Annotated in this window: 23 protein-coding genes; 14 read left to right on the top strand and 9 right to left on the bottom strand. The window is 46.5% G+C overall.

The window, feature by feature from the left end; all coding sequences use genetic code 11:
* Nucleotides 1-91: 91 nt before the first annotated feature.
* Nucleotides 92-484 carry a DUF4189 domain-containing protein gene (locus tag QUA02_RS24675; RefSeq protein ID WP_333031673.1) on the bottom strand — a complete coding sequence of 131 codons (393 nt, stop codon included), beginning with the start codon at nt 482-484 and terminating at the stop codon, nt 92-94.
* 152 nt (nt 485-636) lie between these two features.
* Here QUA02_RS24675 and QUA02_RS24670 point away from each other — a divergent pair, with 152 nt between their 5' ends.
* The 6 genes from QUA02_RS24670 (at nt 637) to QUA02_RS24645 (ending at nt 3,955) form a co-directional block, all read left to right on the top strand.
* Nucleotides 637-1,464: a hypothetical protein gene (locus tag QUA02_RS24670; RefSeq protein WP_333031672.1), complete on the top strand. Its 828-nt coding sequence runs from the start codon at nt 637-639 to the stop codon at nt 1,462-1,464.
* Between the two features lie 12 nt (nt 1,465-1,476).
* The gene (locus tag QUA02_RS24665) at nt 1,477-2,115 is read left to right on the top strand and encodes a ThiF family adenylyltransferase (RefSeq protein WP_333031671.1); all 639 of its coding nucleotides are present in this window, start codon (nt 1,477-1,479) and stop codon (nt 2,113-2,115) included.
* Nucleotides 2,116-2,244: 129 nt separating this feature from the next.
* A complete protein-coding gene (locus QUA02_RS24660) occupies nt 2,245-2,601 on the top strand; it encodes a peptidoglycan-binding domain-containing protein (protein WP_172192017.1) in 357 nt (118 codons plus the stop codon).
* A gap of 282 nt (nt 2,602-2,883) precedes the next feature.
* Entirely contained in the window at nt 2,884-3,333 is a 450-nt protein-coding gene (locus QUA02_RS24655) for a DUF924 family protein (protein WP_445305203.1), read from the top strand.
* Between the two features lie 64 nt (nt 3,334-3,397).
* Nucleotides 3,398-3,676: a DUF6575 domain-containing protein gene (locus tag QUA02_RS24650; RefSeq protein WP_333031670.1), complete on the top strand. Its 279-nt coding sequence runs from the start codon at nt 3,398-3,400 to the stop codon at nt 3,674-3,676.
* 114 nt (nt 3,677-3,790) lie between these two features.
* Nucleotides 3,791-3,955, top strand: a complete 165-nt coding sequence (locus tag QUA02_RS24645; protein WP_333031669.1) for a hypothetical protein — start codon at nt 3,791-3,793, stop codon at nt 3,953-3,955.
* A gap of 65 nt (nt 3,956-4,020) precedes the next feature.
* On the opposite strand, the gene QUA02_RS24640 is transcribed toward QUA02_RS24645, so the two are convergent.
* Together QUA02_RS24640 and QUA02_RS24635 are read right to left on the bottom strand one after the other, a co-directional pair.
* Nucleotides 4,021-5,367 (bottom strand): PQQ-dependent sugar dehydrogenase, encoded by a 1,347-nt coding sequence (locus QUA02_RS24640; protein WP_333031668.1) that lies wholly within the window; start codon nt 5,365-5,367, stop codon nt 4,021-4,023.
* Nucleotides 5,368-5,473: 106 nt separating this feature from the next.
* The gene (locus QUA02_RS24635) at nt 5,474-5,890 is read right to left on the bottom strand and encodes an autotransporter (protein ID WP_333031667.1); all 417 of its coding nucleotides are present in this window, start codon (nt 5,888-5,890) and stop codon (nt 5,474-5,476) included.
* 750 nt (nt 5,891-6,640) lie between these two features.
* Here QUA02_RS24635 and QUA02_RS24630 point away from each other — a divergent pair.
* A complete protein-coding gene (locus QUA02_RS24630; RefSeq protein ID WP_333031666.1) occupies nt 6,641-7,276 on the top strand; it encodes a L,D-transpeptidase in 636 nt (211 codons plus the stop codon).
* A 202-nt stretch (nt 7,277-7,478) separates the two neighbouring features.
* Here QUA02_RS24630 and QUA02_RS24625 read toward each other — a convergent pair whose 3' ends face one another.
* From QUA02_RS24625 to QUA02_RS24600, 6 genes are all read right to left on the bottom strand, one after another.
* Nucleotides 7,479-9,347 carry a tetratricopeptide repeat protein gene (locus tag QUA02_RS24625; protein ID WP_333031665.1) on the bottom strand — a complete coding sequence of 623 codons (1,869 nt, stop codon included), beginning with the start codon at nt 9,345-9,347 and terminating at the stop codon, nt 7,479-7,481.
* 72 nt (nt 9,348-9,419) lie between these two features.
* Complete coding sequence (locus tag QUA02_RS24620) at nt 9,420-10,214, bottom strand: Uma2 family endonuclease (protein ID WP_333031664.1); 795 nt, start codon at nt 10,212-10,214, stop codon at nt 9,420-9,422.
* Nucleotides 10,215-10,218: 4 nt separating this feature from the next.
* Entirely contained in the window at nt 10,219-13,008 is a 2,790-nt protein-coding gene (locus tag QUA02_RS24615; RefSeq protein ID WP_333031663.1) for a HEAT repeat domain-containing protein, read from the bottom strand.
* Nucleotides 13,009-13,200: 192 nt separating this feature from the next.
* Entirely contained in the window at nt 13,201-13,449 is a 249-nt protein-coding gene (locus tag QUA02_RS24610; protein ID WP_333031662.1) for a type II toxin-antitoxin system MqsA family antitoxin, read from the bottom strand.
* Between the two features lie 4 nt (nt 13,450-13,453).
* Nucleotides 13,454-13,753, bottom strand: coding sequence for a DUF4258 domain-containing protein (locus QUA02_RS24605; RefSeq protein WP_333031661.1), 300 nt, complete (start codon nt 13,751-13,753; stop codon nt 13,454-13,456).
* Nucleotides 13,750-14,001, bottom strand: a complete 252-nt coding sequence (locus QUA02_RS24600) for a DUF433 domain-containing protein (RefSeq protein WP_333031660.1) — start codon at nt 13,999-14,001, stop codon at nt 13,750-13,752. The genes QUA02_RS24605 and QUA02_RS24600 overlap by 4 nt, the downstream gene beginning before the upstream one ends.
* A 47-nt stretch (nt 14,002-14,048) precedes the next feature.
* Here QUA02_RS24600 and QUA02_RS24595 point away from each other — a divergent pair, with 47 nt between their 5' ends.
* The 7 genes from QUA02_RS24595 (at nt 14,049) to QUA02_RS24565 (ending at nt 24,764) form a co-directional block, all read left to right on the top strand.
* On the top strand, nt 14,049-14,861 hold the full coding sequence (locus QUA02_RS24595) for an ABC transporter ATP-binding protein (protein ID WP_333031659.1): 813 nt from the start codon (nt 14,049-14,051) through the stop codon (nt 14,859-14,861).
* A gap of 251 nt (nt 14,862-15,112) precedes the next feature.
* Entirely contained in the window at nt 15,113-15,763 is a 651-nt protein-coding gene (locus QUA02_RS24590; RefSeq protein ID WP_445305202.1) for an ABC transporter ATP-binding protein, read from the top strand.
* 111 nt (nt 15,764-15,874) lie between these two features.
* Entirely contained in the window at nt 15,875-19,852 is a 3,978-nt protein-coding gene (cobN, locus tag QUA02_RS24585; RefSeq protein ID WP_333031658.1) for a cobaltochelatase subunit CobN, read from the top strand.
* Nucleotides 19,853-19,956: 104 nt separating this feature from the next.
* Nucleotides 19,957-21,087, top strand: a complete 1,131-nt coding sequence (locus QUA02_RS24580) for an AAA family ATPase (RefSeq protein ID WP_333031657.1) — start codon at nt 19,957-19,959, stop codon at nt 21,085-21,087.
* Nucleotides 21,087-21,782: a DUF3226 domain-containing protein gene (locus tag QUA02_RS24575; protein WP_333031656.1), complete on the top strand. Its 696-nt coding sequence runs from the start codon at nt 21,087-21,089 to the stop codon at nt 21,780-21,782. The genes QUA02_RS24580 and QUA02_RS24575 overlap by 1 nt, the downstream gene beginning before the upstream one ends.
* A 41-nt stretch (nt 21,783-21,823) precedes the next feature.
* Complete coding sequence (locus QUA02_RS24570; RefSeq protein ID WP_333031655.1) at nt 21,824-23,473, top strand: hypothetical protein; 1,650 nt, start codon at nt 21,824-21,826, stop codon at nt 23,471-23,473.
* A gap of 370 nt (nt 23,474-23,843) precedes the next feature.
* Entirely contained in the window at nt 23,844-24,764 is a 921-nt protein-coding gene (locus QUA02_RS24565) for an NAD(+) kinase (RefSeq protein ID WP_333031654.1), read from the top strand.

The raw sequence follows: 24,764 nt of genomic DNA, 5'->3' as shown, positions 1-24,764 counted from the left end.
AGGTGCGCAATGCGCACCCTACATTTCCTATTTTCTAAGCTGTTTTACGAGCTAAAATATACACCGCTACGATCGATTTTTATCAGTTTAATTACTTGTTGCAAGCTGAAAGTTGGACTTTACAGTTGCCGCCATCTAGCTCGCTGCAACCGGCTAGAGCTTGAGCTTCTGCTGCTGCTTTATCGTCGCCCCAGCCCGCACCTGCTCCTCCTTTGCCTACTGCGATCGCTCCACAATTATTAGTATTAGAGGTCAGCGGTTCGCAGTCGTTAGCACCTTCGCTGTGTTCATTGCAGACGGCTACTGCTGCGTTAAGTGCTTCTTTCTCTGTAGCATGATCCCAACTAATACCAGTGGCGTCAGAAGTCGGAGAATAAGCAGTAGCTCCATAGGTGTCCTGAGCTTTAGCTACCTGGACAGAGCCAAAAATAGGAAGTGTCAAAGCTGTCACTACAACCAACTTAGAAAAGAGCTTTTGCAGCATATTTACTTGAGATATCTACAAGGTTAAATTTGGAGGCTCGCTCAATATTAGATTAGGATATTCATTTCTGTCAACACTATTTACAAATATTTATATTAGTTAAATTAAAAGTGTGTTCTGTAAAAAAAAGTAAGATTACGGAGGTCAATTCAGTGGCAGATATTCGCAAAATCCTCAGCCAACTCGCGGCAAAAGAAGGGCAGCTACTCGATACCCAATTCCTGGCTCCCTGCGTGCGCGGGGGAAGCGTGCGGATAAGGATTAGCTCAATGGTTTATACTTTTCAACCGCAGCCGCGCAACTTTGAAGGATGGGCTATTTTTGGGCCGATTAATGAGAAAATTGCTGCGGTAATTGAGGAGCCGAGTTTGCCGCAAGTGGCAGAGTATTTGCAACTGCTCGTACCCGTTCGCTTGCACTTGGCTTGCCTGCTGCAAGGGCAAACTTGGCTGGCTTATCCTGTTAACGAATCTGATGCTAAACAGCGCACTGGTGTTGCGAAACCCGTACCAGTTCATTTAGTAACTGAAGGTTCGCAGTTTGAGCCGATCGTTGCGCGGTGGGACGGTCATTGTTTGTGGTTTGAAGAGATTGACAGGCGCGCCGATCCGCTGCCGTCTGAGGAATTGAAAGCAGCTTTGAAAAAGTTGATTTTGCCTCAAGAAGTTCGCTTTAAAGGGATGACGCCAGAAATGCGAAGTGTTTACGAATTGGTGTCCCGAAATATTAAAGATTTCGATCCGAAAGTGCGGGCAGAAAAGCGCTTGCAGCGGGCGTTGAAAATGGCCGGCGGCGAGTTGCGGGATTTTGGCGATCGCAAAAATTACTGGCTGGTGGAATGGACTAGCGGCAGTGGAGAACATCACACTTCGGCGATCGCCAAAAATGACTTGACAGTGATGAGTGCTGGCATTTGTCTCAGCGGATTGGACAAAGACTTCGACTTGCATTCATTGGTTGGAGTCGTCGAAAATCGCTAATTCTTGATTACCATGAGTATATTTTTTCACGAACAACTTTACAGAAGTGCCGCAGTGATGTCGCTGGTAAAAAATTTCCCGGTAACGGTGTGCGGCGCGGGCGCTTTGGGTGCGAATATAACAGAAAGTCTGGCGCGATCGGGCTTTTGTCAGTTAAAAGTCATCGATCGCGATCGCATCGAGGAACGCAACCTTTCCACTCAACCCTATTATCGATCGGACATCGGCGCATTCAAAGCCAAAATTCTCGCCAACAACCTCTACCGCGCTTTGGGAGTCAGCATTGACGCGCACTCAAAAGAATTGACGCCTGCAAATGCCGATCGGCTGCTGGCCAACAGCGCCACAGTCATCGATACTTTTGATAACAGTATCGGCCGACAAGCAGTCAAGGATTACTGTGCGAGTGTCTCCCTTCCCTGCGTGCACGTCGGATTAGCTGCGGATTACTCCGAAATAATTTGGAACGAACACTATCGGGTTCCTTCAGCGGCGAATGATGACGTTTGCGATTACCCGCTGGCGAGAAACTTGGTAATGCTGACAGTTGCAGTTGCCTGCGAAGTAATTGTTACCTTTGCTGCTACCCAAGAGCAACAAAATTTAACTTGCACGATCGGAGATTTTGCAGTAAAGCCACTTATATTGTAAAATGTCGGTTGACTGTTGCCAGAAACCCGGTAAATCGAGATTGGATGCCCCCATCCCAGAAACCCGGTTTCTCACCCTCAAACAATCGTCCAACTTGCAAAAAACGCTTGAAAATTTAACAGGGAAAGTATGGCAGGATCGCAGACTTTTTATTTTGTACTAGCAATTCTCGGTTTATTAGTTTTGACTGGCGCAAATGGAGCCAACTATGCAGCGGGCGACGCAGTTTGCCACACTAATGATTGCCATAGACCAGAGGTGAGACACCATAAAAGGATTTTAAAATGCGGCTCGAAAGGGCACGATGTGAAGAAACTGCAAAAGTTGTTGAACGCGCGGGGCTTGTCCCCACACCCGATCGTAATTGATGGCGTTTTCGGTCCGACAACCGAAAATGCAGTGAAAAGATTTCAGCGGCAAGCTCATATTCCTGTAGACGGAGTTGTGGGAGGCAAAACTTGGGACAGACTGTTTGCTAGTTCGTAACTTGAAGCACCGGACAATAAAGGTTCCTAAGTCATCATTGCTAATCATTAATCGCTGCGGTTTGTAGTTGGACAGATAGCGCATTTTGTGCAACTACAGACACAGAAGCTTTAATCAACAATCAATCGCATATCTAGATTGCTAATGAATGAAGTTTTAGATTTTTGGTTTGGTCGATCGCACTCTCCTGAGTTGGGCAAAGTCCAAAACAAGTGGTTTGAAAAAGATGCGGATTTTGATGCCGAAGTGCGTTAGCGAAGCCCTCGAAGAGGATCGGGCTTTCTGCAGCAATACGAACTAGCCGCCTCCGGTCAACTCGACTCATGGCAAGATTCCCCCGACAACTGCCTAGCATTAATTCTACTGCTCGATCAATTTCCGCGCAATATGTTTCGCGCGACACCTCAAGCCTTCGCCACAGACAGCAAAGCTTTAGCCACCGCCGAATACGCTGTTAATCACAACTTCGATCGCGAATTGCTGACTGTACAAAAATTGTTTATTTATCTCCCTTTTCAACACAGCGAAAACTTAGAAAACCAGCAAAAATCTGTGGAACTATTTCGCCAACTCAGCGGCGAACCTGACAGCGATTCACTCATTGAATACGCGCAGCAGCATTTGAAAATAATCGAGCGTTTTGGGAGATTTCCCCACCGCAATCAAATTCTCGGACGAGAAACAACCCCGGAAGAAGCAGAGTTTCTGAGACAACCCGGTTCGGGATTTTAAAGCGCGATCGCAAAACTTTTAGGCTACTTAAATTATCAATATGTGCTTCAAACACCAAGAATATATGGAACAATTAATAGCATTTAAACTCAGTAAATTTCCTTTATCTCTCAGAAGCATAGTCAATTTAGAATATTTCGACGGCCCGCTGCTGTCGCTTTTTGAGAATGAATACGGCGATAGCTATCTTTATTCTTGGTGCGATGTAGATAATTTGTACAATCGCTGGTTGGTTTTCAGAGTTGCACAACTAACTCTCAAGCTTTACATAGAGGGACAAGTTTCATTGCACGAGTTAATTGTAAATCCTGTTGACGGATTTCTCTATTCATTAGATATATAGCAATCCTAAATCAGTCGCAAAATCGAGCGAGACCAGAATCCTTGCAGTGCGAGCATCTTGCTCGCGTATAATGCAAGCAAATCATTTAGGATTGCTATAGACAATGATTTACAGGTGAAAAACACATATTTAATCCTGCCTGAAAATTTACCTGCAATCTACTTACCCGAAACAGATTCCTATTACGAACTGTCTGATTTAAATCGCGAAACGGCGGAAGAAGATAGGTTATTAATTTTTCAAAAGCTTTCCGATGAATCCCAACTTAGCAAGGTTTGAAGCTGACTAAACAACCAGATCCCCGACTTTTTGAAAAAGTCGGGATCTAATCGATCGCCCGATCGTCAGCCGCGATACTGCACCCGATAAATCCGGTTGTTCGCTTCCTCAGTAAACAGCAAACTCCCGTCAGGTAAAACCAGCAAACCAACAGGCCGCCCCCAAGTTTTCGGGCCCGACGGATCTGTGAGAAAACCAGTCAGAAAATCCTCATAATAACCTTGAGGGCGTCCGTTCGCCGCATTAAAAGGTACAAACACGATTTTATAACCAGTTCCAGCGTTCCGGTTCCAACTGCCGCGAAACGCCACAAACGCCCCGTTCAGGAATCTTTTGGGAAACGTTTTGCCGTCGTAAAACTGAAGCCCCAAAGCGGCCGAGTGCGCCTGAAAAAGCACGTCCGGCATTAATGTTTTAGCCGCTAAATCAGGTCGATCGCTATTGCCATTTCTGGCGTGGCGCGGGTCGAGCAAATTCGGCTTAAAATAAGCGTAAGGCCAGCCGTAAAACTCGCCTTGACGAATTCTTGTCAAGTAATCCGGCACCAAATCATCTCCCAAACCGTCGCGTTCGTTGACTGTCGCGTAGAGTTGATTTGTTTTCGGGTGAAAATCCAATCCCACCGGATTTCGCAAACCGGAAGCAAAAATTTGCGGGTTCTTGCCGTCCAAATTCATCACTTGAACAGACGCCCTCGGCAGCGCTTCAGAATCGGCATTAGACTGCGATCCAACTGATACGAAAAGCTTGCTATTGTCGGGGGAAACGACAACATTTCGCGTCCAGTGTTGGTTGTAGCCGCCGCCCGGTAAATCGGCAATTTTTTGACCGGTACCGGTCAATTGTTCCTGCCCTTGTGTGTAGGGAAACCGGCGGACTTCAGCGGTATTTCCGAGGAAAAAATAGCGATCGGCAAAAGCCATGCCAAAGGGAATATTTAACCCGTTTTGGGCGCTGGCAAAAGTCTTGCGAACCTCAGCAACGCCGTCGCGGTTGGCATCCCGCAACAGCGTAATCCGATTCTGCCGGGTTTCTGTTACCAAAACATCCCCTGTCGGCGTCAAAGCCAGCCATCGGGGAGCGTCTAAATTGTCAGCAAAAACGTTGACGACGAAGCCAGGAGGCACTCTCAGCACTGGCGATGCGGGAATTGGTACTACTTGAGGAGGTTTTGAGGCGCTTTCGCTGGCTCCTGGCTGCGGCAAGGAAGTTGCAACAATGCGGATTGGCTGCGGCGAAAGCGGTTTGGTCGGTACAATTTGACTTGTCCCAACATTTGCCAGGGGTACAGGGGAGGGAATTTGCGACAGGGGGCCTTGGTCGCCAACAGCAGGCGCGATCGCATCTGTAGCTCGATCGCACGCAATCACCGACAACAGCAGAATTAGCAGCAAGAAACGCAGGTAATACATAGCAGCGATTTCTCAACAATTGCTGGACAATTTTATTATTCTAACTGCTATTAAACAGCGAAGCCACCGCGCACGCGGTGGCTTAATTCCGTTTACAAATCTAGCTCTACCAAAGTCCTCTCACAGGAGCCGGAGCCGGAGCCGGACGGGGAGCGGGAATCGGAGCGGGAGCCGGACGCGGTGGCGGAGCCGGACGCGGTGCCGGAGCCGGTAATGGGGCCGGGCGCGGTGCCGGTGCTGGGATTGGGGGACGAACAACGGTTGTGGCTACCACCTTATAATCGGGGATCACGACGATGTTTTCCACCTGAGATCCAGCTACGGTGGCTCTGACTTTCATTCCCGGTACGAGGCCAATAATTCTCAGGACGCATCTTTGAATCCTGAGAGTCCTGTACGGCGCGTTTTCTTCGCGAATTGTTACTACGTCGCCGACAATATTTTTGACAAAACCGGTAATGGTTCGAGTGTTTGCTGTTGTGGTGGTCTGCGTTTGGGCTATTTGAGTTGCAGGGTTAGCCATCGCAGGATGCACTGAGACCGCCGATATAAGCACGGACAGGGTTGCACCTGTCAATAATTTGATGTTCTGAAGACGCATTGAAACCTCACATTAACTGCTATTCAGGGTCGGGTTTGCTTCCGCTGCGCGAAAGTCCCAACCTCTATACCTAATCCAGTTTAATCCCCGGAGTAGGAAATTTATGACAATCTCAAAAAAAGATTATCGAACAAGTATTGAAAGACTAAATTTTACATCATAAGTTCCCGATTTACAACAAGTTCAGCGGTTCGCATCTATCGAGTGTTGGCGTGATATATTGAGTTTGTTCGATCGACCGTTGCAGTTTTTTTTAAGCCAACTTAACTGTTGCTGGGCGGGAAACTCTGCCAAAAGACAGATTGTGCTTGCCGGATGCAGCAGCCCCATAGTTTCAATTCTCGATCGCCAGCCGGCCTGCAGCTAAAAAATCAAATTAGTTGGAGGTAAAATTTAATCATTTTCTTGCAGGATTTACGCATAAACCGGGTTTTTTCACGAAAATCTCTCGCGGAACTCCACCGATCCCCTTATAAAAACCCGGTTTTTTTGGTATTATTGCCTAAGTTTTGTGTTTAGTTACAAGTTATCAGTTGTGGAATATAAACTAAAAAATGCGTAGCATTGGCAGTCAAAAAGCCATCGGAAAATTTTAGTTAGCGGGTGCGGTTTGGGGATAATGAGATAGGAACTTTGTAGGAACTGCTGGTGAGGAATTTAGTCAACAAAACAATGGTGAACAGCAAATTTTTATTTAACAAGTTAATTGTGGTGAGCTTGAGTTCAGTCGCGCTGTCGGTCGCCCTACAGCAGCAAGCTGCTGCCGAACCTGTTGCTAATTCAAGTAATAGCGCGATCGCAGCGCAGTCGGTCAAATCCGAGCCAAAACTGCCGAATCTCCCAGCACCAGAATTGCCGCCGTTGGGTGAACCGTTTCGGTATATTCCGCAGGAACCAAAGCCTCCGGTAAATCCAATAGAAGAAGTGCGTTTAGTGCTGAAATTGCGAGAACGCCGCGTCTATCTTTACCGAGAAAATAAGGTGCAAGCCAGTTTCCCGGTTGCTGTGGGAAAAGGCGGCTGGGAAACTCCTACAGGCAATTTTAAAGTTATCCAAATGATCAAAGATCCAGTTTGGCAAAATCCTTGGACAGGAGAACTTATTCCTGCGGGGCCGGACAATCCATTAGGGACTAGGTGGATGGGGTTTTGGACGGATGGCAAGAATGTGATTGGTTTTCACGGTACTCCGAATCCAGAGTCGATCGGGGGGGCGGCTTCTCACGGCTGCGTCAGAATGTTTGACAAAGACGCGCAGGCTTTATTTGAGAAAGTCGCAGTTGGAACGCCGGTGATAGTCGAGCATTAGTTATTCGGAGGTTGCGGTGCACAAAAACACATGAACAGGCAAGATGCCTGTTCCACAAAGACTTAAATTTGGTTGTGGGGAGTAGGGGTTGGGCATCCTGCCCGCCCATGAAAGACTTATTGATAATGCAGCTATTGGGTGAGTTAAAACTTACATTTTGCACCCCTCTCAGCAACAGGCAAGATGCCTGTTCTACAAAGAGTTAAATAGATTGCTGGTATTTTTCCAGCAACTCCGGGATGTAATCGTAGCCGTCAACACCGATCGCCGGAATGATGTTCGATCGACTTTTCACCAAAGCTTGTTTAAAAGCTTCAGCCCCCATTTGTCCCCGCAAAATTGTCAGCAAACCAGCCGCTTGGCGCCACTCCGCCGCCCCAATTTGCTCCAAAGTATACATCCCCAAACTGCCAGCAAATATCGCTTGTTCTAGTGCGTTGATTCGGTAATAAGCTTGAGCCAAATAAGCCAAATTCAGACCCTGCAAATACAAGTCGCCCGAAAATTGGGCAGCTTGCCAACCTTTTAGCAAATATTCGATCGCACCTTCAGCATTTTCCAGGGCGATTTTAGCAATACCGAGACTGCTGGAACAAAAAGCTTGACTTTGGCGATCGCCCAATTTTTCCGACAGCAACAAACCTTGTTCCAAATAGCCGATCGCACTCTCATAAACCTCCGGTTCCACCTCCTCCAACTGCCGCGCTTGAAACACTTCGCTGTAACCCAAATTAGCCAGGGCATTTGCCTCGCCTTGTCGCTCTCCCGCTTGTCGTGCCATAATTAAAGCCCGCTGGCTGTAATTAATCGCTTCCTGATAATTTTTTTGAGCAACATAGTTGCGGCTGATGTGATTGAGATTGGCAACTTCGCAAGCTTTGTCTCCTTCCATGCGGGCAATTTCCAGCGCTTGCTTGTGCAGCAAGATCGATCGCTCGTAAGCCCCAGCCGCCTGCATCGAATAACCCAAAAGCGTCATAATCCGAGCTTTCGCTTGAGTGCCTTCAACTCGCCGCAGCGGTTCATCTAAATAATCCAAGGTATGCCGCAGAGACTTGCCATCAAACGAAGCAAAAATCCCGCCGTAAAGCGGAAAGTATTCCCGCTGAGAAAAAGCGCGCAAAATTTGCAAAGTTACTTGAAAACAAGCATTTGCCAACTGCTCGCCGCTCTTGGTAGAATTATTAAACCCACTAGCTAGCTGACTCCAAATTACAGCAAAAGTAATGTAAGTAGAAATTGAAGCTTTTGTTGACACTTTGGAATCGTAAACTTGCTTGTCAAACCATGTCGCCAACGCCCGCTGCAAGCACTGCAATATAATCGCTAATTCCACCAATACGCCTAACTCTAAATTCGATTGCTTGGCTGCGAATTGAACTACCGATTCACCGAGCGCAATAGTATTCAATAGATCGTGCGGAAAGCGACTGTTAACTTTTTTTGCCCAAAAAGCCCAAGGTCCATTTTGTTCGGGACTACCGGCAAATCCTAGCTGCTGCGGCTGATAAATCCAGCCCACAAGTTCCGGTTCCAAACGCTGCCAAGATTCTAAACCTTTGGCAATGCCGGCGGTGATTTGCTGCAAATCTCGCTCGCTTTCGGGATTAGAAGTTTGCAGCATTTGTTGGTGCAGAGATTTTGCCAATTGCTGCAATTGATCGAGAGTCAGCGGATGTTCTTTATTCGGATCGATTACTTGCAATAATGCCAGGAGGCGGCCGTTAGATTCCGCAGTAAGGATTTGTTGGATTGAAGATGCGATTTCGCGATCGACGCGGTTATCTTTCTGCCAGCGTTCCCATTCTCCTTGGATGGTTTTGAGCGCTCTAATGGTGCGATTTGCCTTTGCTTGTTTGATTTCGTCTTTTTCATTTTTGAGCATATTTTCGGCGGCGTCGAGGCGTTCTCCGAAGCAGCGTTCAAAGATTTCGCCGGTGCCGGCGCCGATGTCTTGCACGAGCATTTGATAGACTTGTTCTTTAGAGCGAATTTGACCTTTGAGGGTGATTTCGACAATTTTGTCGATTAGGGCTAAGTAGCGATCGCGCAATGAGGTAGATTCTGGCATAATTTATTTTTAGTTAATAACTTTTTACGGACACCGCTGGCAGTCGGCAGAAATTGATCCTGCTACTTAATTTTACAGTTCATCTGGATTAATGCCCATTGCTGTGAGGCGATCGGCCAATCGATTTGCTCGCTGACTTTCTAATTCGGCTCGCTGACTTTCTGATTCGGCTCGCTGACTTTCTAATTCGGCTCGCTGCCTTTCAAATTCCTCTGGAGTCAGAACCCAATCGCCGCTAGCATCGTACCACCGCAGCCACAACCTCGAACAACCTTGATAACAACCTTCCCACAAACCTATACCTAATTCTAATTCCGGTATCCAGAAGCGCGACTCGGTTAAAACTTGTTCGCGGTAACGATTGCCAATCAAGCGAAATACTCTCAGTTGATTGTTGTACCGACTAAAAACAAAGTAGTAAGGAATCTGCAAAATCTGTTCGTAAACTCGCCACTTAGTAGGCGGTTTATTTGGTGTTTCTTCTGTGATTCCTAAATCCTCATCTTCAGTTCCAGGTGACAGCAGTTCCACTACTACCAGAGGACTGACATTTTCTTGCCACATCACGTAGCTGAGGCGCAATTCGTCACCTCGATAAAATCTCGGAACTCCCAAGACGACAAACCAATCAGGTCTTTTGTACCAATTGAGATGGTTAGAATCGTAGTAGAGATTGAGGTCTGTCGCTATAAATATTTGTTCTGGCCGATGGTTTGCGGGGCGACAGGTTAGACGCAGCAGTTCAGGTTGAAAGTCGTGGAATTCGTCAGGCAAACCGGGTTCCTCCGGGTCTTCACTGGGTAAATCATACATCGTAGGGAGGACTTTTGTTTGCGAAGGCTGCGAATCCGGTACGTACATCGTCATAAGATTACCCAGGCGAGACGGCTTGAGGAGATTGAAGCGGTACGGCAATTGTAATATTATAGCGCGATGCGATTTGTTGCGGCAGAAAATCGGTATCTTTTGCACCGGGAATCTTGGCTAAATAACAATCACGAACTGCAAACATAAAACCTTTAATTGCCTCTGCTGCATTCAGAAAGTCGGCATCTATTAGAAAATCGCGCCACTTAGTTTCATTGTCATCATAAGTCTCTACTAAATGCAGACCTGCTAAATACTCGGCTACGGGGTCAAGTACAAAGCGGACATTCTCTTGGCTAGGAAGATTCGTTTGGATGAGGTGGAGTTTTTCTTCGAGATAGTTGAGGCGTTGCTCTGCATTTTGTGAATTTAAGACAGATAGCGCATTGATGGCATCTTTAATCTTCGTGCTAGCGGGTCGATAAGTTAGTTTCAAGCATTCCCAAGCCAGCAATTGAGCATCTTCGTACATGGTACGATCGGTCAATTTATTCTCTACCACATCCCGGTTGAGTTGCTTCAGGTACTCCAGCATCAAATCTGGTATGTTTTGAGGTAAATTTTCATCTTTGATTCCTTCCATTTTAGCGATCAACACATCTGCGTACAGTTTGGCAAACAATACAGTTGTACTTCTGCCTTGAATTCTGATTTCCTCTAAAAGTTTAGCCAAATCGCCGCAGACATAATGAAATTGCGAACCGTTGAAAAGATGCAGTTTCCCTAGCTTATCCAAGTATTTTTCCATAAAAGCTGATAGCTCAGAACCTTCTATTCGCAACGGGTGAATCGTTGTTTTGGGGACGTTACGCATTGTTGAATCAAGTCGCGAAGTCACAACCAAAGCATTGACGGGAAAATCGGGAGAATTAGGGTTTATTTCCTTTTGAGTTGTTTCTGCCATTTCTGAAAAATGGTCGGTAATTACCAGGATCCGGCGCTGTTGCAGCAAGTGTTGCAGCAGTTCTCGCTCAATGGTGGTAGGATGGTTGCTGATAGATTTTAGTTGACCGCTTATGGCTTCCAAGAACGGATGTTTTGCTGCGAGAGATTCACTTTCTAGTTCTTCGATCAGAATTGGAATCATCAGGTGTTTGCAGAGGCGTTTGGTTTTATCTGCTTCCATTGCCCTATCTGCAATTTGACAAGCGATGCTAGTTTTGCCGATCCCGCCTTCACCCCAGATGAGCAGACAAATTCGCTTTTTGGTGAAAATTGATTGCAAATCTTCGCCCCTGAGTTCAGGTACTTTTTTGTCGTCTAATTCAAAAGCAACTGGGATGTAAGTAGCGCGGCTTTTGACTGTTTCTATTTGGGAAAATTGTTCGCGGACTATTTTGATGTGGGCTGAAACCCAGGCATCTAGGACTCTGGTACGGTAAAGAAAAAAGCTGAAAAAGGTAAGGTCGCGAGTTCGCACCGGAGCACCGCCCAATGTTTCAGGTAGTTTGAATTCATAGGGTTTGAGTGCGTCGTTGATTCGCAGCAGCCATAAGGGACGCAGCCGGAGGATTGCCAGCCAAAGGGAGGGGAAGAAGATTAGGTAAATTATTGCTGCTGCTACCCATTGATTCTGGCCAATTAATTTGAATAACTTGGCGTTTTGTTCGGCTTTGAGAACATTGATGTATACACGGAGATTTGCGATATCTCTTTTTGAGAAATCAGCTTTAGGTTCTGCCACAATTTTCAAGGCAGATTCTAAGTTTGATACAGCCTGATTTAACTCCTGTGAAGTTAGCATCTTTGCTTTTTCTTGAAGGCTAAGAGCAATATTCACCAAGGCATCGGCGGTACTGCTACGCACATCTGCATTGGAGTCTTTAAGCAGGGGAATTAGCTGCGGCACAGCAGTTTTAGATTCTGCACCGATACTCCCCAAAGCATAGGCTGCACCATAACGCACATTTAGATCGGAGTCTTTAAGCAGGAGAATTAGCTGTGGCACAGCAGCTTTAGATTCTGCACCGATACTCCCCAAAGCAGAGGCTGCACTGCTACGCACATTTGCATCGGAGTCTTTAAGCAGGGGAATTAGCTGCGGCACAGCAGCTTTAGATTCTGCACCGATACTCCCCAAAGCAGAGGCTGCACGGCTACGCACATTTGCATCGGAGTCTTTAAGCAGGGGAATTAGCAGGGGAATTAGCTGCGGCACAGCAGTTTTAGATTCTGCACCGATACTCCCCAAAGCAGAGGCTGTACTGCTACGCACATTTAGATCGGAGTCTTTAAGCAGGGGAATTAGCTGCGGCACAGCAGCTTTAGCTTCTGCACCGATACTCCCCAAAGCAGAGGCGGTACTGCTACGCACATTTGCATCGGAGTCTTTAAGCAGGGGAATTAGCTGCGGCATAGCAGCTTTAATTTCTGATAGCGTTCCATACTGATACCAGCGATTGCTAATTGTCTCTAGCACAGCAGCAGCGCGGCGACGTACCCGCACATCTGAGTCTTTCAAGGCTTTGACAAGGGCAGGAATAGCAGGAGCGCCAATTTTTTCCAGCACCTCGATCGCACTCCGGCGGACTAGAAAATTCTTATCCCGCAAAGCTTCAATCAAAGCGGGAATAGCTGGTTCACCTATTTTTCCTAACTTCTCAATAGCTGCATCAATTTCCCTTTCATCGTTGCTCTTGAACTTCTCAATGAGGGAGGCAATCTCTTTGGGATTAGCCTTGGATGCGCTCAGCTTTTGGGCCGCAGCATTCCGAGTCAACAGCAAAGGCGATGTGAAAGATAGAAACGAGAGGGCAATTACGGCAACTAATCTTTGTCGGTAGTGCTTCGTCATGGGCCAGAATCCTTGTATTTGATGAGCCGTCTCAGCCATTTGAATAATTGTATCTACATTCTCATCAAATTGGTTTCCAGAGTTCGGGCGATCTAAATTTGTGATTGTCAGTGGTGAAATCGATCGCCCTAAATCCTGCTTAAAAAGGGAGACTTTAATAACATTCCGCTTCCCTGCTTCAAAAACAATTCTTTACGTGTAACTCTTGCTGGGAATTTGAATATATGAATCCGGCATTTCATTCTGCTGGTGAATAGCAAAAAAACGGCGCTCAATTTCTTTTAGAACTGCTGCCTCATAATAAATCATGCCACAATCCATACAAATTTCAACTGGCGTGTTAGGAACTAGCAAATATTTACCTTGATGACTGTAAAGGTAATTATTTTTACGTTCCTCATAGCGGTTGCTACCGCAGGTATTACATCGAATTTCTCGCATGGGTCTATCCTCTAGTTCTAGGGTTAATAAAATTGGGGGGACTTGGAATATATACAGTTATAATTGCTACTCTTTCACCGCGCCAACCACAGACTCTATGAATAGGAATCTCACCTGCATAACCTAATATTAGACAACTTTCACCTCGACCAGTGTTAGGATATTGCTCAAGGATCTCTCCGTTGAGTAAAGCTTCCTCAACCTGAGTAAAGGTTAACCCATCAGCCTGACGCTCGATATCTCCATGAGCTGTGTAAACATACAGATTTTGGCGAACTCTTGCTTGAATTTCCTCTGCTTTCATTTGCTAGTTTCCATCAATAGCGGTTCGACGCGCTCGTGACTAATCAGCCGATGAGCATAAACTAGACAAGCCTGAATATCTTCTCTTTCTAGCCAGGGATAGCCTTCTAGAATCGTTTCAGGAGTGTCGCCAGCGGCTAACATTCCTAGAATATGCTCAACTGCCAGACGGCGACCCCGAATAATGGGTTTTCCGCTAAATATTTGGGGATTTACTGTGATTCGTTCTAAGAGTTTTTGGGCATCCATAATTAATTTGAGGCATAATTAGATATCTTATATTCTATCATTTGTTTATGATTTCCGACCCCCTTACCCTCTCCACAAGCAATCCTATTTTAGCCGCCAAAGGATTAACTCGCCGCTTTGGCGGTTTAATTGCTGTGAATGACGTATCTTTTACAGTTGCAAAAAACGAGATATTTGGACTGATCGGTCCTAACGGTGCTGGCAAGACAACTCTATTTAATGTTATGACTGGATTGATACCTGCTTCTAGCGGCAACTTGATTTATCAAAATGAAAATATTTCCCAACTGCGGCCTTATCAAATTGCCAATAAAGGTATTGCCAGAACTTTTCAAAATATCCGTTTGTTTGGGGAACTTTCTGTTAAGGAAAACGTGGCGATCGCCCGACACATCCACAGCCGATCGCAGAACCCGGTTTTATCACTGTTAGCGGGCATATTTGCTTTGCCAACAGCCAATGCAATGGAGCGCCAAACCCACGAGAAAGCGTTGGAATTGTTGGATTTAGTCGGATTGGGCGATCGGGCTGGCGAACAAGCGAAAAACTTGCCCTACGGCGACCAGAGGCGCTTAGAAATTGCCCGCGCTTTAGCGCTAGAACCGCAAATATTGCTGTTAGATGAACCTGCTGCGGGCATGAATCCCAATGAAAAGCACAAATTAAGCGAATTTATCCGAGAAGTGCGCCAACAATTCAATTTAACTGTAATATTGATCGAGCATCATGTACCGCTAGTTATGGGATTGTGCGATCGAATTGCCGTGCTGCATTTTGGTCAGCTAATTGCCTTGGGAGAACCTGCTGTTGTGAGGAACGATCCTGCTGTAATTGAAGCTTATTTGGGAGATGAAAAGTAGATAAATGGAAATTGGATAAAACTCACATATTGCACCATTCTCACGCATTCTGTAAAGGCTGGTTTCACGAATAATCTCGGCCTAAGACCAATCATCTCGTAAACCCGCCCCCGCTTGGGCGGAAAATCGCAATCTACCTCTTTTAAAAGACAAGGAGCGGGTTGTTTCAAAAATAATTGCTTCATACTAATAATCTCATAAACTCGCCCCCAGCCAACGGTAAATTGGAATCTACCTCAAAGTCACATAAAATGCACGATACCCCACCCAAAACCACCCAAAACATTCTCTTAGAACTCAAAAACCTTTCTGTAAATTATGGTGGCATTCAAGCCATACAAAATATTAATCTCACGATTAATGCGGGCGAAGTTGTCAGTCTCATCGGCGCCAACGGTGCGGGCAAAAGTACCGCCCTGAGAGCTATTTCTAAAATAGTTAATCTACACCAAGGGCAAATTATTTATAGCGGGCGCGATATTACCCGCCGCCAAGCTCACGAAGTTGTGAAATTGGGAATCGCCCACAGTCCAGAAGGGCGGCGGGTTTTGGCGCAGCAAACGGTGTTGGCTAACTTAGAATTAGGGGCGTATATTCGATCGGACTCTGTGGCCGTAAAAGCCGATTTAGAGCGCCAATTTGAAATATTTCCGCGCTTAGCAGAAAGGCGCCGCCAGCTAGCAGGAACCCTCAGCGGCGGGGAACAGCAAATGCTGGCGATCGCCCGCGCTCTGATGAGCCGCCCGAAACTGCTATTATTAGACGAGCCTAGTTTAGGCTTAGCACCCGCGATCGTCAAAGAAATTTTTGCAATCATTCAAAACCTGCGCGCCACGGGCGTTACAATCCTCTTAGTCGAACAAAACGCCAATTTAGCACTCCAAATTGCCGATCGGGCATAGGTGCTAGAAGCTGGTAACATTACCCTCACAGGTATAGCATCAGATTTACTTAACAACGAACAAGTAAAGAAAGCATATTTAGGTTAATTTAGTTAATATACGGAGAAATTAATGCACAAAATAGCCGCCACACCCGGAGGTTGGAACCCTCAAGCAGAAGGAGTAATTTTTATTCAGCAAACCCCCGCACCAATAGTATTTATTAGTGCTGCTGACACCGACATTCAAACACTCGCGGCCGCCTCATCAAAAATGCCTGCCGAATTCCCCAAAGTGCGCGCCGTAAATCTGCTTCAGTTGCAGCAACAACTAACAATTGATACTTATGCAGAAGAAATCTTAGAACGCGCAGAGGTCATAATCTTAAGACTGTTAGGCGGGCGTTCTTATTGGTCTTACGGGTTAGAAATTCTGCGGGAAACGGCGCAGAAAACTAATGCTGCACTGATTATTATGCCCGGTGAAGACAGTCCCGATCCAGATTTGCTCAGCCATTCCAATGTATCGCTGTCAGCAGTAAATCAACTGTGGCGCTATTTCACAGAAGGCGGAGTCCAAAACTTTGTTAACGCACTCAAATTTGCAGCCGATACTTGTCTGAAAACTGCTTACAATCCGCCTCTTCCTCAAACAGTTTGCCGCGTCGGGATTTACGATTGGGTAGGGCGCGGGGCAGACGGGCAAGAGACCCGTTCTACCGCTCCTTTAGGATTCGACTCATTCCCAAGCTCTGGCCGAAAACACAGATCGAAAGCCTCTGCCTCTATTGTAACTCATACAGCTAATGATAATACAACCAATTTATTAACTGAGCAGCTATCCCCAGAATTTCCAGATATTTTAGCAGACTTATCAACCCCAAATAAAGTCGGAATTTTATTTTATCGAGCTCATTACTTATCAGGAAACTTAGCACCAATTGATGCACTTTGTCAAGCTCTATCAGAGCGAAACTTAGTACCAGTTCCCGTCTTTGTGTCTTCTCTGCGGGAACCAGATTTGCAAATAGAATTGCTGGAATATTTCAAACCAAAAGAATCCGAACCAATTCAATTATTGCTCAACACCACAAGTTTTGCCGTCTCCGGTTTCAGCAGTCAAGAACCGGAACAAAACAGCTTAAAATCCTTAGACGTTCCCGTATTGCAAGCCATCTTCAGCGGTGGCGGTTTAGAACAGTGGGAAACGGAACTTCAGGGACTTTCGCCCCGCGATGTGGCGATGAATGTAGCATTGCCGGAAGTAGACGGAAAAATCATTACTAGGGCCGTTTCTTTTAAAGCGGTACAGACTTGGAACAGCGAATTAGAAACAGATGTAGTAGGCTATGTCGCTGCGGGCGATCGCATTCAATTTGTAGCAGATTTAACCGCGAATTGGGTGAAGATGAAACAAACCCCAGCCGCCAACAGACGCATCGCCATAATTCTGGCAAATTACCCCACTCGCAACGCCCGCTTAGCCAACGGCGTCGGCTTAGATACGCCCGCTAGCTGTGTCGAAATCCTCAAAGCTATGCAGCAAGCTGGCTATCAAATTGAAAACATTCCCGCTAGCGGCAACGAGTTAATTGAACTGTTAACTTCGGGAGTGACAAATGACCCGGAAGGACGCGAATTGCGGCCGGTTCATCAATCTTTGGATTTGGCAGAATATGAAGAATATTTTGCTAGTTTGCCGCAGGAAGTACAGGATGGAATTTGCAATAGATGGGGGCTGGCGGAAGGTCATACACAAGGTAGGGACACGGCAATGCCGTGTCCCTACTTTCCGATTCCGGGGATTCAGTTTGGGAATGTGTTTGTGGGGATTCAACCATCGCGCGGATATGAAATTGACCCGAGTTTGAACTATCACGCACCGGATTTAGAACCAACTCACAATTATCTAGCTTACTATTACTGGCTGCGAGAAAAGTTGGGAATAGACGCTATAATTCATGCTGGAAAACACGGCAATTTAGAATGGCTTCCCGGTAAAAGTATAGCATTGTCTAACAAATGTTATCCAGAAGTAGCATTAGGCGCGATGCCGAACTTTTATCCCTTCATTGTCAACGATCCGGGGGAAGGTTCCCAAGCAAAAAGACGATCGCAAGCTGTGATAATCGACCACCTCACCCCGCCGATGACTCGCGCCGAACTTTACGGGCCGTTGCAGCAGTTGGAGACCTTAATCGACGAATACTGCGAAGCCCAAAGCTTAGATCCGTCTCGATTACCCATGATTCGCGATCGCATTCTCGCCCTCACCAACAAAGAAAACTTAGATAAAGACTTAGGAATACAACTAAATAAATCGGAGTTTACCGAATTTATCACCCGCACAGACGGCTATCTTTGCGAACTCAAAGAATCCCAAATCCGCGACGGATTGCACATTTTCGGGCAGTGTCCCGAAGGTAGACAGTTGAGAGATTTGATAATTGCGATCGCCCGCCATCCCACCAACGCGCGATCGGGCTTAACGCGCGCTCTAGCTAAGGATTTAGACCTAGACTTCGACCCGTTAACGGCCGATCCCACCTCAATAATTCAGCACCGTACAGCGGGCGATTTAACAGCAGAACTCGAAGAAAAAGCCGCTAAATTAGTAGATAATTTAATCGAAAACATCCGCGTTCATCAGCGTTCATCTGCGGTTGCCAATCCAGAAATAGGAGAAGCAACCCAACAAGAATTAGACTGGATAAATAACTATCTTTTACCTTCACTCCTCCAAACAAACCAAGAAATTACCAACCTTTTGCGCGGACTAGATGGGCGGCACATACCCAGCGGCGCATCCGGCGCACCCACCCGCGGCCGACCCGATGTATTGCCCACAGGTCGCAATTTTTACTCAGTAGATATCCGTGCCATTCCCACAGAAACCGCCTGGAGAGTTGGCAGAGTTGCGGCAGAAACTTTAATCGAAAGATACACCCAAGAAAACGGCGAATATCCGAAAACTTTGGGTTTGTCAGTGTGGGGAACATCCACCATGCGGACGGGAGGAGACGACATCGCCGAAGCCTTGGCGCTGATAGGAGTTCAACCAGTTTGGGATGGCCCTTCGCGCCGGGTTGTAGATTTTGAAATCTTGCCGATTTCTGTTTTGGGACGGCCGCGCGTTGATGTTACTTTGCGAATTTCTGGCTTTTTTAGGGATGCTTTTTTTAATTTAATTGATTTGTTTGATAGTGCGGTAAAAGCTGTGGCAGATTTAGACGAATCGGCAGAAAACAACCCTTTAGCAGCACAAGTTAAGGAAGAGATTTTGTATTGGGAATCTACAGGTTTGAGTCGAGAAGAGGCGCAAGGACGATCGCAATTTCGAGTGTTTGGCTCAAAACCGGGTGCTTACGGTGCAGGACTTCAAGGCATAATTGAAGCTCAAAACTGGACAGACGACAGCGATTTAGCAAAAGCTTACATTAATTGGAGCAGTTACGCCTATACCTCCTCTAGTTCCTCAAATTTGCCGGGAGATGTAGCAGGAGTTAAACAGAGTGAATGGGGATGTTCTGCACCCGAAGCATTTGCCAAACGCCTCGGCCAAATGCAAATAGTTCTGCAAAACCAAGACAACCGGGAACACGACATTCTCGACTCGGATGATTATTATCAATTCCAAGGGGGAATGACGGCCGCAGTTCGCAATTTGCAAGGCAAAAATCCTGCAACCTATTTCGGAGACAACTCGATTCCTGAGAAGCCGAAAGTGCGACAACTGCGAGAAGAAATTGCGCGGGTTTATCGCAGCAGGGCTGTGAATCCCAAATGGATAGAAGGTGCGATGCGCCACGGTTACAAAGGTGCTTTTGAAATTGCAGCAACTGTTGATTTTTTGTTTGCTTACGATGCTACGGCCAATTGTGTAGAGGATTTTATGTATGAAGGAATCGCAGAGGCTTACATTTTTGATGAGAAAGTGCAGGCATTTATCCAAGAAAACAATCCTTGGGCACTGCGAGATATGGCAGAAAGATTGCTAGAAGCTCGTCAGCGGGGGTTGTGGCAGTCCGCGAGTCAGGATATACTGGATAAATTGCGATCGATCGCCCTTGAAGCCGAAGCAGTCATCGAATCCCAGACAGAGATACGGTAAAAAATATAACAATCTAAAATCCCAAATCTCCAATGCACAATCCCCAATCGAAAATCTAAAATCTAAAATCGAATGATAGAATATAGTTAATATCCGAGGAATCCATGTTGCGCGATCTCACCATCCAAAATTATCGCTGTTTTAAAGATTTTCATATCGATGACCTAGCTAGGGTTAATCTGATGGTCGGTCAGAACAATAGCGGTAAAACTACTTTTTTGGAAGCGATTTATTTATTAGTCCAACAACAGAATATTCAAGCTTTGTTTGATGTACTAAACAGTCGTGGCGAAATCAGCAACATACAAACTAAAGCTGCATCTGGTCAAACAGTCAACCGCAGCAAGTATCAATTTGAACATATTTTTTACGGACACCAACTAACTCCAGATCGAAGTATTTACATTCAATCCCAGCAAGAACAACAACTCTCACTCAAAATCCAAGCTAACCCTACAAACCAACAGATGGTAATTCCGGTAGCTGAAGAACTAGAAACAAAATTTTCAGCATGGGAATTAATTGCTTACTACAATCAGAATTCCCACGTCAAAATTGAACTGCTACGCGATGCTACTATTGCTCGTATTGCTAGTTTACTTCCTGCTCAATTAACAGAGTTAAATAATAATTATAACTATAACTATTTATCCCTTTTTGAACCCAATAAAGATAATTTTAATTTAATCAAAACTACGGCAATAACTTTTAACGAAATGGCTGTGTTTTGGGATGCTATTACACTGACACCAAAAGAAGAAAGTGTAGTAGCAGCACTGCAAATCTTAGAACCAGATGTAGAACGTATTAGTTTTACCAGTAATCCCACTAATAACAGTGGTATTTTGATTAAAATCAGAGGACAGAATCACCCAATTCCTCTAGGCAGTATGGGAGATGGTATGCAACGAATTCTTAGTATAGCAATGGCAGCCGTCTCATCCGAGAATGGTTTTTTGTTGGTTGATGAAATTGATACAGGTCTTTACTATCAAACCCAAACTGATATGTGGCGATTAATATTTGAAACAGCACAGCAATTGAACGTTCAAGTCTTTGCAACTACCCACAGTTGGGACTGCATAGCCGCATTTCAAGAAGCCTTAGAACAGTCACAAGATAGTTCGGTTGGCAAATTATTTCGCTTGAGCCGGCGCGGCGAGGATATTCGTGCAGTTGAATACACTCCCGATGAATTGTCCGTTGCAGTGCGCCAAAGTATCGAGGTGCGCTGATGCCAAAAGCACGAAAACCTCCTCAACCAAAACCTCAACAGTTATTGGTAGAAGGTAAGAATGACCGACACGTAATCTGGGCTTTGTGCCAGCAATATCAACTGCCAGAAACATTTTCCGTCGAAGTACCGCAAGAAGAAGGTAGAGAAGGAGGTACAGAAGGAGTTGAAGCGCTGCTAAATGGCTTGCCAGAAAGATTGAAAGCAGAGGATTTACGCACCTTGGGAATTGTGGTAGATGCCGATCGCAATTTAAGTGGGCGGTGGCAATCTCTTAAAGATAAACTGAGTTCGATCGGCTATCGAGACATCCCCCAATCTCCCCCTCCCGAAGGCTGGGTTTGCGCGCCTTCAGATCCATACTTGCCTCGCGTCGGAGTTTGGTTGATGCCAAACAATCAACTTCCTGGAATGTTAGAAGATTTTGTCGCCTATCTCATCCCCCCTGGCGACACGCTGCATCCGAAAGCCGAAGCAATTTTACAAGAACTCGAACAAGCCGGACTTAACCGCTACACTTTAATTCATCATCCCAAAGCGCTAATCCACACTTGGCTGGCATGGCAGAAAACGCCTGCAATGCCGATGGGACAAGCAATAACAGCGCAGGTGCTGAGCTGCGATTGCCCGATCGCCTTAATTTTTATTGAATGGTTAAAACATCTGTTTGAGCTAATTGCTCCATCCGCCGGATAATTAGTAATATCTAGTAATATTTTGCCCACGGTGAAAGCTGTATGATTCGCCGCTACATTGCTAGCCTCAGTACCAGCATCTTAAAACGTACCTTCGCTGCTGCCGCCGTGCTCGCGCTAACAGTCGGATGTTCGCCTCCCAAGCCGCCGAACACCGCAGCGACTTCTGGTTCGATCGAATCCCCAGCCCTAGCGCAGCCACCAACGTCTCTGTTAGCTAAAAACGGCAACAAAACCAAAAAATCCCTCAGCGTTTCCTCATGCCCCCAAAACGATGGCTTCACGGAGTCAGTTAACTTTGCCACCCAAGCTTCTAATTTGGCTCAATCAGCCAATTCAAAACAAGACTGGGACGAAGTAGCCGCCCTGTGGGTGCAGGCCGTCGCTTGGATGCAAGCGGTTCCCCCCGGCAGTCCCAGGCGGGCGTTTGCTGAAAAAAAAGTAATCGAGTACATGAGAAACCTGGTTTATTCCCAACAGCAAGCGGGCCGGGCCCGATCGCAAGCCAGTACAGTCAGCTTCAGCAGCGATTTGCTCGACGAACAACTACAACTTTACCTATCCTACGTTGCTGCTGTCGGGCCACCAGATGTTTTGATTGTCGGCAGTTCCCGGGCATTGCAGGGCGTCGATCCCAAACAGCTAAAACAATCTTTGGCCCAAAGGGGCCGTCCGGGCTTAAAAGTATTTAACTTTTCAGTCAACGGCGCAACTGCACAAGTAGTAGACTTTCAACTGCGGCGGCTTTTGAAGCCCGGTCATTTGCCTCAAATGATTGTCTGGGCCGACGGTGTGCGCGGATTTAACAGCGGCCGGGACGATCGCACTTTTAATTCGATCGTCGATTCTGAAGGCAGCCAACTTTTAGCCGCAGGCGTTCGCCCCAAACTGGAGTCCGATGAACCGAATGTGATTCCCCTGTGTTACAGATTCCCGCAGCCCTGCGCTAACAACACTTTCCGCAGAGCACTGACATCTGTCGATCGACCTTTCAGGGGCGGGCAAGATGCCCACCCCACAATCCAATTCCTGTCTAGTGGAACGGGCATCTTGCCCGTTGCTGACACCCACCCCCCAATCAAATTCCTATCTCGTGGAACGGGCATCTTGCCCGTTGCTGAGAATGCTGCAAGATATGAGTTAAAACGAATCGCAGCCGATGCAGCAACTCAAAAAGCACAATTGATTCCAGTCTCGCGACGCACAACAGTAGCAATGAGGCAAGTCAGCGAATTGGCAGATTCGATCGACTCCAACGGATTCATGCCTATAGCGGACAGGTACAATCCCGACACTTATTATCGAGAACGCGCTTACGTTTCAGGCCAGTACGATCGCGACTACGAAAACTTCAACCTCGGAGGCAAACAAGCAACAGCCTTTAATTCAGTTGTAGCATTTACCAAAGCTCGCAAAATTCCCCTGATTTTCGTCAATTTGCCCCTCACCGACGACTACTTAGACGGAACTCGCCTGCGGGCAGAACAGCAGTTCCGGCAGCGAATGGACCAACTCTCGCGGCAAAAAGGCTTCGCTTTCCGCGACTTGTCGCAGCGCTGGCCCGGCCGCAACGACTATTTTTTTGACCCCAGCCACCTCAACCGCTTTGGGGCGATCGCAGTTTCTCGCCTACTCGCGGCCGATTCCAGCATTATCTGGCCGCGGCCCAAATCCAGCCGCACCGAGGGATAATACCATTTTCGATTTTCGATTTTCGATTTTCGATTAAAGAATTGGGAATGACAGATGATATCAAATCCGCCCTTCATCGGAATTATTCATCTCTCTTCCCTTCCTCTCTATCCTCTGCGTCCTCTGTGGTTTAATCATTCCGATCTAACCGGAATTGATATGAGATAAGGGTTTGCAGCTTGCCAAAAATTGCATTACTTTTTGGAACTGCTATAAACCAGAGGGAGAGTCTCCGAGGGGAGATGTCCTGGGGCATCGGAATAATATTTTTCCAAGTACAGTGCGATCGTCCCGCTCGCGGCGATTCAGTCTAAAATCTAATAATCTAACAATCCAAAATCCAAAATCTAAAATCTAAAATTGATAGGTTGTGCAACTAAAACAAGTAATTATTGCCCACAAAGCCAGAGATACCCTCAGCCAGCGGTGGGCAGAACAGTGTGCCCGCCAGTTAGAAAGTCGCGGGTGTCACGTTTTAATGGGCCCCAGCGGCCCGAAAGATAACCCGTATCCGGTGTTTTTAGCTTCTAGTAACAGCCCAATTGATTTAGCGGTAGTGCTTGGCGGCGACGGTACGGCCTTGGCCGCGGCGCGGAATTTGGCGGCTGACGGCATCCCGATTTTGGCAGTGAATGTGGGGGGACATCTGGGTTTTTTAACCGAGTCTTTTGAGGATTTCCAAAATACTGAGGAGATTTGGGACAGACTTTCGGAAGACAGGTATGCCGTGCAGAAGCGGATGATGTTGCAGGCGGCGATTTTTGAGGGAAACAGAACCAATCTCGAACCGGAAAGCGAGCGATTTTTGGCACTCAATGAAATGTGTATCAAACCTGCTTCAGCCGATCGAATGCCGAGCTGTATTTTAGAAATGGAAGTTGACGGCGAAGTAGTCGATCAATATCAAGGCGACGGTTTAATTGTGGCAACTCCCACCGGTTCGACTTGCTACACCGCATCTGCCAACGGGCCGATTATTCACCCCGGAATGGACGCGATCGCAGTTACTCCAATTTGCCCTTTGAGTTTATCCAGTCGGGCGATCGTACTGCCGCCCGGTTCAGTCGTCAGCATTTGGCCTTTAGCAGATTACGAACTCAGTACAAAACTCTGGATGGACGGCATTTTGGCTACTGCAATTTGGCCGGGACAGCGCGTAGACGTGCGGATGGCAGACTGCGAAGCCAAGTTTATCATTTTGCGGGAAAACTATTCTTATTACGGCACTTTGAGGGAAAAACTTCACTGGGCCGGAGCCAGAATTCGGTACAGCAACAATCACCGCAATTAA

It is taken from the genome of Microcoleus pseudofavosus SVA1_A4 (genome assembly GCF_036700565.1).
In the GTDB taxonomy this organism is placed as follows: domain Bacteria; phylum Cyanobacteriota; class Cyanobacteriia; order Cyanobacteriales; family Microcoleaceae; genus Microcoleus.
The sequence above is the reverse complement of the archived record's forward strand: the minus strand, read 5'-3'. Positions and strand labels throughout refer to the sequence as shown.